This is a genomic window from Rhizobium sp. N122 (assembly GCF_002211295.1).
Lineage (GTDB): Bacteria > Pseudomonadota > Alphaproteobacteria > Rhizobiales > Rhizobiaceae > Rhizobium.
On record NZ_LOKU01000045.1, the window covers coordinates 84,587 to 100,423 of the forward strand.

The following is a 15,837-nucleotide window of genomic DNA, read 5'->3' on the forward strand; positions in this document are numbered from 1 at the left end:
GCGGGGCGGTATTTCTGTTCCCGAGGAAATGATTCGGGTACTAATTTGAAGACCATCGCGATTGACTTCGAGACGGCGAACGAACAGCGCGGCAGCGCCTGTTCCGTCGGCCTTGCCTGGATCGAGGAGGGCAGGGTCACTCGTGTCGAGGAGCGGCTGATCCGGCCGCGGGACATGCGTTTTTCCGGGATGAACATCGCTATCCACGGCATCCGGCCGGAGCACGTCGAGGATGCGCCCGAATTTCCCGAGGTGATGGACGAGTTCCACGAGGATATCAGCGGCGCGACGATGATCGCGCATAATGCCGCCTTCGATTTCAGCGTCTGGCGGGCGTGCCTCGATCTCTACCGGCAATCCTATCCGGAACTGACCTATCTCTGCAGCCTGAAGATGGCGCAGCGGATCTGGCCGCACTTCCTCTCGCATCGGCTGAACCTGATCGCCGAGCATCTCGGCCTGCGTTTCGTGCACCACAACGCCGCCGAGGACGCCGTCGTCTGCGCGGCCGCTGCCATCGAGATGGCGAAAGCGGTCAAGGCCAATGCCGTTCACGCCATACCGGCGCTGATCGGCATGAAGCCCGGCCGGCTGACGGCGCGGGCCTATGAGCCCTGCACCTGCCGGAAAGGCTGATCGTTTCCCGCAGTCGGCCTTTCTTGCAAAGCATCGGGACGTACTTATCTAGAATGCGGATCAGCGCACAACACCTAAAATCGGAATCGATTTTCGGAAAGGATTATGCGCAGATTCAAAGCGATAGAGCGTCCTTAGCGCGTCCGGTCGGACACGCGGCGCTCTCAGGAGCCGTCATGTCCAAGCTGCGCAATCTTCTCCTCACCGCCTTCTCCTTCGCTGCCCTCTCGGCCGGCGCCGCCGCGGCCGAAGTCGTCGGCAAGGTCGGGGTCGACTGGATCGGCAACGACATCATCGTCGAGGCGGTCTCCGATCCGGAGGTCAAGGGCGTTACCTGCCACGTCACCTATTTCGACCGCAGCCTCATCGACCGGTTCAAGAACGGTAACTGGTTCGAAGATCCGTCCAACAATTCCATCGCCTGCCGGCAGACTGGACCGATCGAGATCGGCAATATCGACCTGTCCAAGGATGGCAGCGAAGTGTTCCGCCAAGGCATGTCGCTGATCTGGAAGACGCTGGTCGTCAACCGCATCTACGACAAGACCAACGATACGCTGATCTATCTCGCTCACTCGCGGGAGCTGACGGATGGTTCGGCGAAGATGTCTATTTCGACGATTCCGCTCTATGGGCAGAATGTGACATGGAAGAATGGGAAGCCGTAGTCGCCTGCAGGTTGGTACCGCAGGGCACAGTTTCTCTTGGCTGAGGCCTCTCACGGAACTCCCTCATCCCTGTGCTCGTCACAGGGATCCAGCGCACCCAAGTCGTTGGCGCGGGAGGACTCTTCCTCAAACCGCATCGAGTCATTCACCGCGCGGACGCGCGGTGGCTGGATCTCTGTGACGAGCACAGAGATGAGGGAGGAGAGGGTGTGCCATGCCCTTGGAGAGATTGGCGGGGAATCGGTCTTCAAAACAAAAGGCCCGGACGAGCCGGGCCTTCCAACACCAGAATGGAAAAGTATCAAGCGGCCTGAGTCAGTTCGTCTGCGATGACGGTATCGAGGTTCAGGAAGCAGACCATGGTCTTTTCGAGGGCGACGATGCCGCGGCAGAAGGCGCGCTGGGCTTCCGGAATAATTTCCGGTGGCGGCTGCAGGTCTTCGCTCTTGATGGTCATCATGTCGGAAACCTGCTCGACCAGCAGGCCGACCAGCTTGCCGGCGATATCGGTGACGATGATCGCCGAGCGCTCGGAGGGCTCGGTCATCTTCATGCCGAGGCGGCAGGCCATGTCGATGACGGGGATGACTGCGCCGCGCAGGTTGATGAGGCCGAGCACGTAGGGCGGGGTGTGCGGCATCGGCGTTACCGGCGCCCAGCCGCGGATTTCGCGGATGGCCATGATGTCGATGCAGAATTCCTGGTCGCCCAGGTGGAACGAGACGATTTCGAGATAAGCGCCCGACTGCTTGATGGCGTTGTTGTTGTTCATGGTCAGAATTCTTCCCAGTTATCCCCGGCGGAGTAGCGATGCAGAACCGCCGTTAAATATAGATGTGACGGCTTAAGTCTTTCCTAACGATATGTATTTTGAGATTGCCCGTCGCTGTGAAGGCAAGCTGTTCACAAACATTGCTTTTTTGATCCGTGCTGATTTCTGGGGGGCCGATTTCCGGTCGGGGACGGCCTGACCGATGAGACAATTAATCACGGGTCAGAAAACATATTGTTGAGTTGCGCGCCTTCGGTCGAGACTATAATCACGCCGGCAGAGGCGGGCGGCACATCCGCCTGGATCGAGGATCTCGCCAATGAAGACATTCCGCATTGCCGTTTGGGTCGGTGTCCTGATACTTGCCGGGGTTCTAGGCTTTATCAGGTGGTATCCTTTGAAATCGGGGGATGTGGCGGTGGAGGCGCCCTTCGGTGTTCCTTTCACCCTGGTCTCGCAGAGTGGGCAGCCGATCACCGAGCAGGCGCTGCGCGGCAAGCCGACGGCGTTGTTCTTCGGTTTCACCCATTGCCCGGAAGTCTGCCCGACGACGCTTTTCGAGCTGAATGGCTGGATGGAGAAGGTCGATCCGAAGGGTGACAAGCTGCAGGCCTTTTTCGTGACCGTCGATCCGGAACGCGACACGCCGGAGATCATGAATGGGTACGTCTCCAACGTTTCCAAGCGCATTACCGGCATTTCGGGCCCGCCGGACAAGATTGCCGAGGTCATCAAGGGTTTCCGCGTCTACGCCAAGAAGGTGCCGGTCGACGAGAAGGATCCGAACGGCGACTATACGATGGATCATACGGCTTCGGTCTTCCTGCTCGATTCGGCCGGGCGGTTTTCCGGAACGATCGCCTATGGCGAAAACCCGGACACGGCGGTAAAGAAGCTGGAGAATCTCGTCAACAAGGGGTGATGGTTTCAGCGTGATGGGGCGTTGGCTCGACCGGTGGCGGGCAACGGAAACGGGAAAGACCGCCTATCGTGAGTGAAATCCGCCTTTACGTGACGACGACCGAAAGCCGGGCCGAAGAGATCCTCGACCTTTTGAGCGAAGTCTTCGGCGAAGAAGACTTTGCCATCGGCACCACCGAAATCGATGAGAAGAAGGATATCTGGGAAGCCTCGATCTATATGATGGCCGAGGACGAGGCCGAGGTGCATTCTCGCGTCGAGGACGCGTTGAGGGCCTCTTTCCCCGATGCCCGGTTGGAGCGGGAGGTCATCCCCGATGTCGATTGGGTGGTGAAATCGCTGGAGGGGCTGAAACCCGTCAGGGCCGGGCGCTTCCTCGTGCATGGCTCGCATGACCGCGACAAGGTGCGCCCCGGCGATATCGCCATCGAGATCGATGCCGGCCAGGCCTTCGGAACCGGCCATCATGGTACGACTGCCGGCTGCCTCGAGGCCATCGACGGCGTGGTGCGCTCGCGCCCGGTCCGCAACGCCCTCGATCTCGGTACCGGCAGCGGCGTGCTGGCGATTGCGGTGCGCAAGCTCAAGAACATACCGGTGCTCGCCACCGATATCGATCCGATCGCGACGCGGGTGGCGGCGGAGAATGTGCGACGCAACGGCATCGCGTCGGGCATCGCCACCCGGACTGCGCCGGGCTTTCATTCGACGGCCTTTTCCGAGCATGGTCCGTTCGATCTCATCATCGCCAACATTCTCGCCCGGCCGCTGATCCGCATGGCGCCGAAGCTTGCGACGCATCTGGCACCGGGCGGCTCGGTGATCCTTTCGGGCATTCTCGCCGCGCAGCGCTGGAAGGTGATCGCCGCCTATAGCGGCGCGAAGCTTCGGCATGTCAGGACGATCTGGCGGAACGGCTGGGTGACGATCCATTTCGATCGGCCGTGAGTTTCTGAGGCTGGGTCTGCAGCACGCCTGCTGTCGCCGCTCCGCCTCCTCCCCACCCTCATTCCTGTGCCTGTCACAGGAATCCAGCCACTGCGCGTCCGCGCCGTGAATGACTCCAGCAGACTTTGAAGAGTCTCCCGCGCCCAAGGACTTGGGTGCGCTGGATCCCTGTGACGAGCACAGGGATGAGGGAGGAGAGGTTGTGCATTTCACCGAGGCGAAACCATTCTTTGCACCGCCCCGAAAATAATCAAACTCGCCTCAACACAACTAAAAAGGCGGTGCCGATGGCACCGCCTTGGACCGGTCTATCCGGCCAATGCCCGCGAGCTCAAGGGGAGGAGCGCTCGAGCGGGCTCTACTGCATTCCAATAGGCCGGTCCGGGAGGGAGGAGACGGACGGGCTTTCAGACTTAGAACGCGTAGCTGGGAGCGCCGTTGTGGCGCGTGGCGCGCTGGCTGGCGCCGAGCAGCTTGAGGCTGTCGTCGTTCTGCGGCCGGCGGGCGCCGATAACGTGACGTACGGTCTGGCGTTCGCCAGCCTGCACCGGGCTGCTGTATGCGAAGCGCGAGAGAGAGGCGGTCATTTCAAAAATTCCTTTGTTGCGGGTTCATCGCGAACCGTTCGATGCCGCCTATATAGCTATTCTGAAAAGCCGAGGCAGAGGGTTTCCCTCATGGGAGCCATGCGGCCAATGCATAAAGCGTGCCAAATTAACTTTTGGCGTCACAGTTCTGTCAAAATATTGGGCGGCACCCAGGGTTCGACTCGTTTCGTCGCTTTTTCTCCCCATCGATTGAAATTTCGCTAACATGGCCGGCATCCCCTTTACCGGATTCGTCTCAACCATTCGGGTTTCCAGCATGTTCCAGTCCTTCGAAGTCACCTCCACGCCCCAATTCGGCAGGGATCGCGTATCGGCGTTGCGCGCCGCTTTCGATTCGCTTGTAATCGACGCCTTCCTCGTGCCGCGCGCCGACGAGTTCAACGGCGAATATGTTCCCGCCTGTTCGGAGCGGCTGGCATGGCTGACCGGTTTCACGGGCTCGGCAGGCGTTGCGATGATCCTGCGTACCCAGGCGATCGTCTTCGTCGATGGGCGTTATGTGACGCAGCTTGCAGAACAGGTCGACGGTTCGGTCTTCTCGGGCGGCGATCTCGTCAATGAGCCGCCGCATCTCTGGCTGGCCGCAAACGGAGCCAAGGGTCTTCGGCTCGGCATCGATCCCTGGCTGCATGCCGGTGCTGAGGTGCGCCGTCTGGAACGAGCGCTTTCGCAGATCGGCGGCACGCTCACCTTCCTGCCGCACAATCCGCTCGACAGGCTCTGGAGCGACCGGCCGGCCGAGCCGCTCGGTGCCGTCAGCATCCAGAATGTCGCGCAAGCCGGGGTGCTGGCAAGGGAAAAGATCGCTACGATCGCCGCCGATCTTTCGAAGAAAAACCTTGCGGCGGTGCTGATCGCCGATCCCTCCTCGGTTGCCTGGATCTTCAACATCCGCGGCGCCGACGTGCCGCATACGCCGCATCCGCTGGCGCGCGCCATCGTCCATGCCGACGGGCGGGCCGAGCTCTTCCTCGACAAGCGCAAGACCGGCATCGAGCCGGAGGCCTATCTCGCGCAGATCTGCACGCAGCTGCCGCCCTCGGCGCTGGAGGAGAGGCTGGCTGCTGTTTCCAGGGATGGCGGCCGGGTGCTGATCGACCCTGATATCGCCTCCTATGCGCTGGCCGAGATCATCCGCAAGGCGGGCGGCGAAGGGGTGGAGGGCGCCGATCCCGCCAAGCTGCCGCGCGCGGTCAAGAACGACGTCGAAATCAATGGCTCGGCCGCAGCACATCTGCAGGATGGAGCGGCGATGGTGGAGTTCCTCTATTGGCTGTCGCAGGAAAAACCCGGCACGGTGAGCGAGATTGCCGCCGCCGAGCACCTCGAAGCGGCGCGCGCCCGGGTCGGCCAAAACATGCAGAACCCATTGAAGGAGATTTCCTTCGACACGATTTCCGGGGCCGGCGAACATGCGGCGATCATGCACTACCGCGTGACGACCGAGACCAACCGGACGATCGAGGCCGGCGAACTTTTCCTGATCGATTCCGGCGCGCAATATATCAACGGCACGACCGACATCACTCGCACAGTTGGCATCGGGGCGGTTTCAGAGGAGCATCGGCGGTTCTTCACACTGGTGCTGAAAGGCATGATCCAGATCAGCACGGCGCGTTTCCCGAAGGGCACGCGCGGCTGCGACCTCGATCCGCTGGCGCGCATTGCGCTCTGGCGGGCAGGGGCCGATTTCGCGCATGGCACGGGCCATGGCGTCGGCTCCTATCTCTCGGTGCATGAGGGGCCGCAGCGTATCTCCAGGCTTTCGACGCAGGAACTGCTGCCCGGCATGATCCTGTCGAACGAGCCTGGCTATTACCGGCCCGGCAGCTTCGGCATCCGCATCGAGAACCTGATCTATGTGCGCGGGGCAGAGGAGATCGACGGCGGCGATGCGGCCATGCTCGGCTTCGAAACCCTGACTTTCTGCCCGATCGACCGCAGCCTCGTTATTCCGGAGCTTCTGACCCATGACGAGCTGCACTGGTTCAACGACTATCACCGCCGCACGCGCGAGGCGCTGATGCCGCTGATCCACGACCACGACGTCAGAGCGTGGCTCGAAAACGCGACGCTGCCGCTGGAATATTAGGATAATGGCGTCTGCCGCCGGACTCAGACGCCGGCGCTATGGCGCCAGATCATCACGGTGATCCAGGCAGCGACCAGCATCCATGTATGGCTGAAACGCAGGCCGACGAAGAGGGCGACGATCAGCGCCAGCTTCGAGTCCCAGCCGCCGATGAAGAAGGCAGGCGCGACCAGCGTCGTCAGCACGGCGGCCGGCACGGCATTCAACGCCGCCTCCATGCGCGGAGGGATGCTCTTCATCCGGGTGATGAGGATGTAGCCGCCGATGCGTGTGGCGAAGGTGGCGACCGCGGCGGCGAGGATGACGAGCGCCATGTGAAGATCGAATTCCATGGCTCAGACCTCCCGCACTTCGGGTTGCAGGGCGTCGACTTCAAGATCGGGCTCCTGCGGCGGCAGTGGCAACAGGGCAGCGAGCACGATGCCGGCGGCCGCACCGAGGCTCACATGCCAGGGCGAGCCGACATAGCGATAGGCGAGCACGGAAGCCACCGCGCTGACGAGCGCCACCGGCAGGAAATTGTCGCGCTTGCGGAAGCCGAGGACGATGCCGAGGAAATAGGCCGGCAGCAGGATATCGAGGCCGATGGCCTTGGGATCACCGATGAAGCCGCCGAGCATGCCGCCAACGACGCTGATCAGCACCCAGGGGATGTAGATGATGATGCCGAAGCCGAAATACCAGGCGAAGGTCAGCGGTTTGCCGGCCTCGCTGCGCTTCACCGCCTCGGCAAATTGCGGATCGACGAGCAGGAAGAAGGTGAAGAATTTCTGCACCGGCGTGAAATGGCCGATATAGCGCGCCAAGGCCGCCGAGTAGAGCACGTGGCGGAAATTGACGGCGAGGATCGACAGCACGATCAGCCAGGCATGGACATGGTGACCGAATAGCTCGATGCCGACCATCTGGCTGGCGCCGGCATAGACGGTGGCGCTCATAAACGCGACCTCAGAAAGCGACAGGCCGTTTTCGACCGCGAGCGCCCCGAACAGAGCGCCGAAGGGTGCCGACGCCAGCGCAACGGCGGAGCCGCCCCGCAAACCTTCAACAAAGTCGGCGCGATTCATGGGAATGATCCTGTTGGAAATTCAGCTTTCACTTATGGGCTATGGCCTGCTGCGGCAATTGAATTTCGTTGATTGACCGATCGATTTCGCTGAAGCATCAAAGTCCTGATCACATCGACCGGAGAGAACCTCATGAAGAAGATTGAATTTTCGAAGGACGAAAAGGCTGAGATCGTTTTGCGCATCCGCGCCTATTTCGATCGAGAACTCGATCCCATTGGTGCGTTGCCGGCTGAATTCCTGCTCGATTTCTTCGCCGAGGAGATCGGGCCGTACTTCTACAATCGAGGGCTGAGAGATGCCCAGGCCGCCTTGTTGAAGAGAGTAGAAGACCTTGCCGAGGATATCCATCTGCTTGAGAGGGAGGAAAAATTCTGAAGAGCGTCGCGACCTTTCAGATTCCCTACCTGCGCAAGCGTAAGTCCGCCCACATCATAAGTTGGGGCATCTGCGCTTCGGTTATCCTGCTGCTCTACAGGTCGTGTCCGGGATGGAAAGGTCAATCAGGCCTCATCAAGCGCTTCGGCCCGGTTGCCGGAAGGGATGAGATTTCGACGTGTACCTGCTCAAATAGGGCGCCGATCTATTCGCGCAGAAGCACGTCCACGCTGTTGACCACGGCGATGCCATGCGCGCGCATCTCGTCGACGGCGGCGGCGACGCCTTCGGGGGTGATGCCGCGGCTTGCGTCCTCGATAAAGCGGACGCGCACACCGGGCATCATCTCCAGCGCGTCGAGCGCGGAGAACTTGACGCAATAGTCGGTCGCCAGCCCGCAGACGTCGAGATCGGTGACACCCTGGTCCTCGAGAAAATCGGAAAGGCCGGTCGAGGCATCGCGGTCATTGTCGCGAAAGGCCGAATAGCTGTCGATATCGGGATCCTCGCCCTTCTGCTGGATCAGGTCGATCTCTTCCGATTTCAGCTTCGGATGCAGTTCGGCATCGAGCGTGCCCTGAATGCAGTGGTCGGGCCACATCATCTGCGGCTTGCCCGACAGCTCGCCCATCTCGAAAGGCGCGGCGCCCGGATGGGCCGAGGCGAAGCTGCCGTGGCCCGGCGGGTGCCAATCCTGTGAGGCGACGATCAGGTCGTATTTGCCGCTGTCGATCAGGCTGTTTGCGACGGGAACCACCCTGTCGCCATCCGGCACCGGCAGATTGCCGCCCGGACAGAAGCCGTTCTGAATGTCGACGAGCAGCAGCGCTTTCATCAAGGCCAGTCCCTTCGCTTTATCGCAATATCAACTTGTGGATTTCCGGGCGCGGACGCGCAAGTGTTAAATCTGGCACTAGCGGTAGCAATCGGCTGAAAAAGAATGTGCTAATACAATCAGTGCGATAGGTGGAGGTGACTCTTGTGTCGAAATGGGAGGACGGCGCAAGACGCTCTTGCGTCCGGCGGACCGAGGCTCCCCCGGCGGAGCCCCACGCCGAACTATGCCGCGGTCACGCCATCGGCTGTGGAATCATCCGCTGCGGCGGAAGCGCCGTAGGTATTGCGGTGGGCCTGGAGGGCCGTCTGCATGTCGCTCAGCACTTTGGTGAGGAGCGGGTCGCTATCGCCTGACGTATTAATCTTGTTCGGATCGGCGGCGAGGAATTCGGACTCGGTCAACTTGCCGTCGCCATTGCTATCCATCGCGGCAAAGACGCCCTTGGAATCGTCGTCGCCCTGATCGCTGCCGTCGCTCTGATCATCCGTGCCGTCGGTCTTCTGCAGAGACAGCATCAGCGACAGAATGTCGGCGGTGATCTTCTTGACGATATCGGCGCTGCTATCGTCGCCGTCGTCTGATGTCGCAGCCGTGCCGGATGACGAGGACTGCGATGCGGCGGCGAGCTCATCCGGGGAAATGACGCCGTCGCCATTCTTGTCGAGGCTGGAAAGCGGAGACTGGTATTGGGATAAGGCGCTGCCGAGAGATGAAACACTGGTCACTTGAACCTCCTTCGAAAAGTTCGTCGTGAAGCCCGCCTTTCATGGGCGGGCAGATTCCGGGCTAAGCTGATTTGCGCCAAGCGTCAAAGCGACGTTTTGACACGTTAACTTTTCGGTTACCAAAGGTATCTTTTTGGAATTATTGTGTTTTTATAGGCAGATGGGTTCGATCGGATGGAGTTCTGCACCGGTCGCGGAAGCGCGATGCGAGGCCGATCTTGCTCCCGGCCGCGATTTCTGCCTTTCTTGCTCAGACCCAAGCCGGAAGCGAAGCCATGTCCGAGCCAGAGCCGAACGAGAAGATCGATGCGACGTTCCGCAACGGGTCGCTGACGGCGGCCGGGATCATCCTCGGTTTCTCTCTTAATTTCATCAGTGTCTGGGTTTCCAATCCCAATGACTGGAGCCGCATCGATATCCTGCCGATGTTGTTCCTGACCATCGGCATAGCCATTCAGGTGAAGGTCTTCGCCGATCTGCTGGCGCGCGACTCCCTCTTTGCCGTCAAATATGATCGGTCGCGCCGGCTCTTTCTGATCGGATTGGGAATCGTCGCCGCAGGAATCGGCATCGCGCTCGTCAACGACATGCTCGGTCTTGGAAGCATGCGGATGCTCGGATGAACCTTCTCGCTCCGCGCTGACGCGCTATCATACGCGCTCGACGAAGCCGTCCAGCACCCGCTTCTGTCCCGCGCGGTCGAACTCGATCGTCAGCTTGTTGCCTTCGATACCGGTGATATTGCCGTTGCCGAATTTCAGGTGGAACACGCGGTCGCCGACGGTGAAACGCGACGGCTCCGAGGATGTGGATTTCGCCACCAATTCGCCTTCGATCATGCGGCCCTTGGGGCCGCTTTCACCATAACCGATGCGTTCGACGGCATGGCCGGAGCGGGAGCCCCAATTGTCGCGCGTGGCATCGGTCTTGTTGGCCTGGGCGCGTTTCCAGCCGGGAGTGGAATAGGAATTGGCAAAGGGCTCGGCCTTGTCGAAGCGGGACTGGCCGTAGCCGCCGCGGCCGTAACCGCCATAGCTCTGCTCCATTTCAGCGACCTCGACATGGGTTTCCGGCAGCTCGTCGAGGAAACGCGAGGGCAGGGTCGATTGCCAGAGGCCGTGGATACGGCGATTGGAGACGAACCAGATGTGACAGCGGTGCTTGGCACGGGTGATGCCGACATAGGCGAGGCGGCGTTCCTCTTCCAGGCCGGCACGGCCGCTTTCATCCAGCGAACGCTGATGCGGAAAGAGGCCTTCCTCCCAGCCCGGCAGGAAGACGGTGTCGAATTCCAGGCCCTTGGCCGAGTGCAGCGTCATGATCGAGACGGCATCGAGGTTCTCGTTGGTCTCGGCATCCATGACGAGAGAGACATGCTCGAGAAAGCCGCGCATCGACTCGAAGCTTTCCATCGAGCGGATCAGTTCCTTGAGGTTCTCAAGGCGGCCGGGCGCTTCGGCGCTCTTGTCGTTCTTCCACATATCGGTATAGCCGGACTCTTCGAGGATCTGCTCGGCAAGTTCGGTATGCGGTGTGTTTTCAAGCAGTTCCTGCCACCGGCGGAAAGATTGAATCACGTCGAAGAGGGCTTTGCGCGCCTTCGGCTTCAACTCGTCGGTTTCGATGATGTCGGCGGCGGCCGCCAGCATCGGGATATCACGGGCACGCGCATAATCATGCAGTGCGCGCACCGTCGTATCTCCGAGGCCGCGCTTCGGCGTGTTGATGATGCGCTCGAAGGCGAGATCGTCGGAGGCCTGAGCGACGAGGCGGAAATAGGCCATGGCATCGCGGATCTCCAGGCGCTCGTAGAAGCGCGGGCCGCCGATGACGCGGTAGTTGAGGCCGAGGGTGACGAAGCGGTCTTCGAATTCGCGCATCTGGAAGGAGGCGCGCACGAGGATCGCCATGTCGTTCAGCAGATGCTTGCCGCGCTGGAGCTGCTCGATCTCCTCGCCGATGGCGCGGGCTTCCTCCTCCGAATCCCAGGAGGCGTGCACCTGCACCTTGACGTCATCAGGATCGGAGCGGTCTGTGAACAGCGTCTTGCCGAGCCGCCCTTCATTATGGGCGATCAGATGGGCGGCAGCCCCGAGGATATGTTCGGTCGACCGGTAGTTGCGCTCAAGCTTGATGACCTTGGCGCCGGGGAAATCCTTTTCGAAGCGCAGGATGTTGTCGACCTCGGCGCCGCGCCAGCCATAAATCGACTGGTCGTCGTCGCCGACGCAGCAGACGTTCTGCGGCTCGCCCTTGGCGCGCTGGGCGAGCAGCCGCAGCCACATATATTGCGCGGTGTTGGTGTCCTGATACTCGTCAACGAGGATGTAGCGGAAGCGGCCGTGATATTCCTTCAGGAGATCCGGGTTCTTGCGGAAGATCGCGATCGGATGCATCAGCAGGTCGCCGAAATCGCAGGCGTTTAACGTCGTCAGGCGCGCTTGATAGGCGAAATAGAGGTCGCGGCCGCGGCCATTGGCAAAGGCGCGGGCATCGCCCTCGGGGATGTCGGCAGGGCCGAGACCCTTGTTCTTCCAGGTATCGATCATGCCGGCGAACTGCTTGGCAGGCCAGCGCTTGTCGTCGAGGCCTTCGGCCTGGATCAACTGCTTGATCAGGCGGACGACATCGTCGGTATCGAGAATGGTGAAATCGGAACGCAGGCCGACGAGCTCGCCGTGGCGGCGCAGAAGCTTGACGCCGATCGAGTGGAAGGTGCCGAGCCAGGGCATGCCTTCGACGGCGCCGCCGACGAGCAGCGCGATGCGCTCCTTCATCTCGCGGGCGGCCTTGTTGGTGAAGGTGACGGCGAGGATCTGCGAGGGGAAGGCGCGGCCGGTATTGAGGATATGGGCAATACGGGTCGTCAGCACGCGCGTCTTGCCGGTGCCGGCGCCGGCAAGCACGAGGACCGGGCCTTCCAGCGTTTCGACGGCTTCGGTCTGTTCGGGGTTCAGCCCGGCGAGATAATCTGGCCGGCTGCCGCCGTCGCGCGCCGCCATGGCGCGGGCGGCAATGCCACCGGTGGCGGGCGCCCTTCCAGCCGGGGCGGCAGGCGGCTGCGGCTTGCGCGCCATCTCGCCCGGCTCTTCGTCGAAGAAGGGAATATCGTCGAAACTATTGCTCATGGCGCGTAATGTAGTGATTCGGGAAGGAAAGACCAGAAAAGATGTTCTGCTTTCATTCCCAAGCCGCCGCTATCCCAAGGGGTTTGCGCATGGCGGCAAGGCTGCTTGATAGAGAAAGGCGACCCGACGGAAAATTTCAGCCGCACTTGTCGGAAACCGCGTCGGCGGGGCGTCCTTGGATCATCGGACAATGGTCCGGATCTACCGTCAACAAGGAGGCTGCATCATGGCGAAGGTCGTTTCAAATCTCTGGTTCGCGCAGGAAGCGCGCGAAGCCGTCGAATTTTATGTGTCCGTCATCCCGGAATCCAGCATCGGCCGCACCACCATCCTTCCGGCGGAAACGCCGAGCGGGCCTCCCGGCAGCGTCGAGCTGATCGAGTTCACGCTCGGCGATCAGGCCTTCCTGGCGATGAAGGCGGGCCCGCTCGACAGCTTCAATCATTCTTTCTCGATCGCGATTCTCCTGGAAAGTCAGGCCGAGATCGATCGGATATGGGACGCCTTCCTCGCCAATGGCGGCACGGCGGAGGCCTGCGGCTGGCTCAGGGATCGCTGGGGCCTGTCCTGGCAGATCGTGCCGCGCATACTTTCCGAGATGATTGCCGACGACAACCGCGAGCGGGCCAAGCGCGTGACCGAGGTGATGCTCGGCATGGTCAAGATCGATGTCGCTGCGCTGGAAAAGGCATTCAACGGCTGAATTCGCCGGCGGGCGCATGATCTCAATGATCGGCGCGGATGCGCCCGTTTTTCGTCATCTCAGAAGGATCCGCACATGCTGCCCGGCATCGACTCTGCGCAGATTTGGCTGGCAATCGTCGATTTTTCGAGAGTTCGAATCACGGGCGACATTGCACACCCTTTTCATCTTTCTGTCACGTCGCGAAATGTGCTGATACCGCACGGGTGCTTTTTTCAACTATAATGAGAAACAGTTTCGTAGAGTAAAAATAACCGGTGCATGCACGCTTTTGTGCGTTGCAAGAAACGTCCGGTGAGCGTCGAATATACCTACGAAATTATTGATTCTTAGGAACGTCGTAGCCATCTCGATGGTTATACGACTTTGAAGCCTGCGGCATAACCTTACTGGAGGGCCCATGCTGAACGAATCCGTATTCGATGCCTTTACGCGCAGTTACGAAGCGCGCCGCGAAACCGATATGTCGGTGGCCGAGTATCTCGATCTCTGTAAAAAGGACCCAATCGCCTATGCCAATGCGACGGAGCGTCTGCTCGCGGCGATAGGCGAGCCGCAGATGGTCGATACCGCCAGGGATGCGCGGCTTGGCCGGATCTTCATGAACAGGACGATCCGGATTTATCCGGCCTTTACCGGCTTCCACGGCATGGAAGAGACGATCGAACGAATCGTTTCCTTCTTCCGGCACGCGGCGCAAGGGCTCGAGGAACGCAAACAGATCCTCTATCTGCTCGGCCCGGTCGGCGGCGGCAAGTCGTCGCTCGCGGAGCGGCTGAAGCAATTGATGGAGGTTCATCCGATCTACGTGCTGAAGGCGGGCGACGAGATCAGCCCGGTTTTCGAAAGCCCGCTCAACCTTTTCGATTCGGAAACGATGGGGTCGCTGCTGCAGGAGCAATACGGCATCCCGCTGCGGCGTCTGAACGGGCTGATGAGCCCGTGGTGCCTGAAGCGGCTCGACGACTTCGGCGGCGATATTTCCCGCTTCCGTGTCGTCAGAATTCAGCCGTCGCGGCTGCGCCAGATCGCCATCGCCAAGACCGAGCCCGGAGACGAGAACAATCAGGATATCTCGTCGCTGGTGGGCAAGGTCGATATCCGCAAGCTGGAGACCTACTCCCAGAACGATCCCGATGCCTACAGCTATTCGGGCGGCCTCAACCGCGCCAACCAGGGCATTCTCGAATTCGTCGAAATGTTCAAGGCGCCGATCAAGATGCTGCATCCGCTGCTGACGGCGACGCAGGAGGGGAACTATATCGGCTCCGAGAATATCGGCGCCATACCCTTTTCGGGCATCGTGCTCGCGCATTCGAACGAAGCGGAATGGCAGACCTTCAAGGCCAACAAGAACAACGAGGCCTTCATCGACCGCATCTGCGTGATCAAGGTGCCTTATTGCCTGAGGGTGATGGAAGAGCAGAAGATTTACGAAAAGCTGATCGAGGGATCGGAACTCGCCGATACGCCATGCGCCCCGGCAACGCTCGAAATGCTAGCCCGTTTTTCGGTGTTGTCACGGCTGCGCAAACACGAGAACTCGACATTCTTCTCGAAGATGCGCACCTATGACGGCGAGAGCCTGAAAGAAACCGATCCGCGCGCCCGCAGCGTTCAGGAATACCGGGATGCTGCCGGCATCGACGAGGGTATGGACGGCATTTCGACCCGCTTCGCCTTCAAAGTGCTCGCCTCCACCTTCAATCACGACACCACGGATATCGGTGCCGATCCTGTGCATCTGATGTATGTGCTGGAGCAGGCGATCCGCCGCGAGCAGTTTCCCGACGATGTCGAGAAGCGTTATATGGAATTTATCAAGGCCGATCTTGCGCCACGCTATGCAGAGTTCATTGGCAACGAGATTCAGAAGGCCTATCTTGAATCCTACGCGGACTACGGACAGAACCTGTTCGACCGCTATGTCGATTATGCCGATGCCTGGATCGAAGACGTGGACTTCAAGGATCCCGATACAGGCCAGCTTCTCGACCGCGAGCTCCTCAATCAGGAACTGACGAAAATCGAAAAGCCGGCGGGAATTGCCAATCCGAAGGATTTCCGCAACGAAATCGTCAAGTTCTCATTGCGGTCGCGGGCAGCCAACGGCGGAAAAAATCCGTCATGGACGAGCTACGAGAAAATCCGGGAAGTGATCGAGAAACGTATGTTCTCGCAGGTCGAAGATCTTCTGCCGGTCATTTCCTTCGGATCGAAGAAGGACTCGGAGACAGAGAAGAAGCACAGCGAATTCGTCTCGCGCATGGCAGCGCGGGGTTACACCGAGAGGCAGGTTCGACGCCTTGTGGAATGGTACATGCGCGTCAAACAGGCAAGTTAATGCGGAGCC

The 15,837-nt window shown here is 60.4% G+C and carries 16 protein-coding genes; 9 read left to right on the forward strand and 7 right to left on the reverse strand.

All coding sequences use genetic code 11. The features are described 5' to 3' along the window. The first annotated feature begins 45 nt into the window (after positions 1-45). The gene (locus ATY75_RS25190) at positions 46-636 is read left to right on the forward strand and encodes a 3'-5' exonuclease (protein ID WP_088939638.1); all 591 of its coding nucleotides are present in this window, start codon (positions 46-48) and stop codon (positions 634-636) included. A 176-nt stretch (positions 637-812) separates the two neighbouring features. Next, positions 813-1,304 (forward strand): CreA family protein, encoded by a 492-nt coding sequence (locus ATY75_RS25195; protein WP_064839663.1) that lies wholly within the window; start codon positions 813-815, stop codon positions 1,302-1,304. 301 nt (positions 1,305-1,605) lie between these two features. Here the strand turns inward: ATY75_RS25195 and ATY75_RS25205 are convergent, their stop codons facing one another. Beyond that, positions 1,606-2,076 carry a chemotaxis protein CheW gene (locus tag ATY75_RS25205; protein WP_003541378.1) on the reverse strand — a complete coding sequence of 157 codons (471 nt, stop codon included), beginning with the start codon at positions 2,074-2,076 and terminating at the stop codon, positions 1,606-1,608. A gap of 319 nt (positions 2,077-2,395) precedes the next feature. Here ATY75_RS25205 and ATY75_RS25210 point away from each other — a divergent pair, with 319 nt between their 5' ends. Together ATY75_RS25210 and ATY75_RS25215 are read left to right on the forward strand one after the other, a co-directional pair. Continuing rightward, positions 2,396-2,998: an SCO family protein gene (locus tag ATY75_RS25210; RefSeq protein ID WP_064839661.1), complete on the forward strand. Its 603-nt coding sequence runs from the start codon at positions 2,396-2,398 to the stop codon at positions 2,996-2,998. A gap of 68 nt (positions 2,999-3,066) precedes the next feature. Continuing rightward, positions 3,067-3,945, forward strand: coding sequence for a 50S ribosomal protein L11 methyltransferase (locus tag ATY75_RS25215; RefSeq protein ID WP_088939640.1), 879 nt, complete (start codon positions 3,067-3,069; stop codon positions 3,943-3,945). A gap of 413 nt (positions 3,946-4,358) precedes the next feature. Here the strand turns inward: ATY75_RS25215 and ATY75_RS34740 are convergent, their stop codons facing one another. Beyond that, the gene (locus tag ATY75_RS34740) at positions 4,359-4,532 is read right to left on the reverse strand and encodes a hypothetical protein (RefSeq protein WP_172599188.1); all 174 of its coding nucleotides are present in this window, start codon (positions 4,530-4,532) and stop codon (positions 4,359-4,361) included. 277 nt (positions 4,533-4,809) lie between these two features. Between ATY75_RS34740 and ATY75_RS25220 the strand changes: the two genes are divergently transcribed. After that, the gene (locus ATY75_RS25220) at positions 4,810-6,645 is read left to right on the forward strand and encodes an aminopeptidase P family protein (RefSeq protein ID WP_088939798.1); all 1,836 of its coding nucleotides are present in this window, start codon (positions 4,810-4,812) and stop codon (positions 6,643-6,645) included. A 23-nt stretch (positions 6,646-6,668) separates the two neighbouring features. Here ATY75_RS25220 and ATY75_RS25225 read toward each other — a convergent pair whose 3' ends face one another. After that, positions 6,669-6,977, reverse strand: a complete 309-nt coding sequence (locus ATY75_RS25225; protein ID WP_088939641.1) for an AzlD family protein — start codon at positions 6,975-6,977, stop codon at positions 6,669-6,671. Between the two features lie 3 nt (positions 6,978-6,980). Further along, positions 6,981-7,712, reverse strand: coding sequence for an AzlC family ABC transporter permease (locus ATY75_RS25230; protein WP_088939642.1), 732 nt, complete (start codon positions 7,710-7,712; stop codon positions 6,981-6,983). 132 nt (positions 7,713-7,844) lie between these two features. Between ATY75_RS25230 and ATY75_RS25235 the strand changes: the two genes are divergently transcribed. Beyond that, a complete protein-coding gene (locus ATY75_RS25235; protein WP_088939643.1) occupies positions 7,845-8,090 on the forward strand; it encodes a DUF2164 domain-containing protein in 246 nt (81 codons plus the stop codon). Positions 8,091-8,295: 205 nt separating this feature from the next. Here ATY75_RS25235 and pncA read toward each other — a convergent pair whose 3' ends face one another. Both pncA and ATY75_RS25245 read right to left on the reverse strand, forming a co-directional pair. Then, entirely contained in the window at positions 8,296-8,925 is a 630-nt protein-coding gene (pncA, locus tag ATY75_RS25240; protein ID WP_088939644.1) for a bifunctional nicotinamidase/pyrazinamidase, read from the reverse strand. Positions 8,926-9,149: 224 nt separating this feature from the next. Further along, on the reverse strand, positions 9,150-9,653 hold the full coding sequence (locus tag ATY75_RS25245) for an EF-hand domain-containing protein (protein ID WP_088939645.1): 504 nt from the start codon (positions 9,651-9,653) through the stop codon (positions 9,150-9,152). A gap of 275 nt (positions 9,654-9,928) precedes the next feature. Here ATY75_RS25245 and ATY75_RS25250 point away from each other — a divergent pair, with 275 nt between their 5' ends. Continuing rightward, a complete protein-coding gene (locus ATY75_RS25250; protein WP_088939799.1) occupies positions 9,929-10,276 on the forward strand; it encodes a hypothetical protein in 348 nt (115 codons plus the stop codon). Positions 10,277-10,303: 27 nt separating this feature from the next. Here ATY75_RS25250 and ATY75_RS25255 read toward each other — a convergent pair whose 3' ends face one another. After that, positions 10,304-12,781 (reverse strand): UvrD-helicase domain-containing protein, encoded by a 2,478-nt coding sequence (locus ATY75_RS25255; protein WP_088939646.1) that lies wholly within the window; start codon positions 12,779-12,781, stop codon positions 10,304-10,306. A gap of 226 nt (positions 12,782-13,007) precedes the next feature. Here ATY75_RS25255 and ATY75_RS25260 point away from each other — a divergent pair, with 226 nt between their 5' ends. Beyond that, on the forward strand, positions 13,008-13,484 hold the full coding sequence (locus ATY75_RS25260; protein ID WP_088939647.1) for a VOC family protein: 477 nt from the start codon (positions 13,008-13,010) through the stop codon (positions 13,482-13,484). A gap of 400 nt (positions 13,485-13,884) precedes the next feature. After that, complete coding sequence (locus ATY75_RS25265; RefSeq protein WP_088939648.1) at positions 13,885-15,828, forward strand: PrkA family serine protein kinase; 1,944 nt, start codon at positions 13,885-13,887, stop codon at positions 15,826-15,828. The last annotated feature ends 9 nt before the right edge of the window (positions 15,829-15,837 follow it).

Coding starts and splice junctions, on each gene's coding strand:
- ATY75_RS25195 (WP_064839663.1), top strand. CDS start 813: ATGTCCAAGCTGCGCAATCTTCTCCTCACCGCCTTCTCCTTCGCTGCC.
- ATY75_RS25205 (WP_003541378.1), bottom strand. CDS start 2,076: ATGAACAACAACAACGCCATCAAGCAGTCGGGCGCTTATCTCGAAATC.
- ATY75_RS25210 (WP_064839661.1), top strand. CDS start 2,396: ATGAAGACATTCCGCATTGCCGTTTGGGTCGGTGTCCTGATACTTGCC.
- ATY75_RS34740 (WP_172599188.1), bottom strand. CDS start 4,532: ATGACCGCCTCTCTCTCGCGCTTCGCATACAGCAGCCCGGTGCAGGCT.
- ATY75_RS25220 (WP_088939798.1), top strand. CDS start 4,810: ATGTTCCAGTCCTTCGAAGTCACCTCCACGCCCCAATTCGGCAGGGAT.
- ATY75_RS25225 (WP_088939641.1), bottom strand. CDS start 6,977: ATGGAATTCGATCTTCACATGGCGCTCGTCATCCTCGCCGCCGCGGTC.
- ATY75_RS25230 (WP_088939642.1), bottom strand. CDS start 7,712: ATGAATCGCGCCGACTTTGTTGAAGGTTTGCGGGGCGGCTCCGCCGTT.
- ATY75_RS25235 (WP_088939643.1), top strand. CDS start 7,845: ATGAAGAAGATTGAATTTTCGAAGGACGAAAAGGCTGAGATCGTTTTG.
- pncA (WP_088939644.1), bottom strand. CDS start 8,925: ATGAAAGCGCTGCTGCTCGTCGACATTCAGAACGGCTTCTGTCCGGGC.
- ATY75_RS25250 (WP_088939799.1), top strand. CDS start 9,929: ATGTCCGAGCCAGAGCCGAACGAGAAGATCGATGCGACGTTCCGCAAC.
- ATY75_RS25255 (WP_088939646.1), bottom strand. CDS start 12,781: ATGAGCAATAGTTTCGACGATATTCCCTTCTTCGACGAAGAGCCGGGC.
- ATY75_RS25260 (WP_088939647.1), top strand. CDS start 13,008: ATGGCGAAGGTCGTTTCAAATCTCTGGTTCGCGCAGGAAGCGCGCGAA.
- ATY75_RS25265 (WP_088939648.1), top strand. CDS start 13,885: ATGCTGAACGAATCCGTATTCGATGCCTTTACGCGCAGTTACGAAGCG.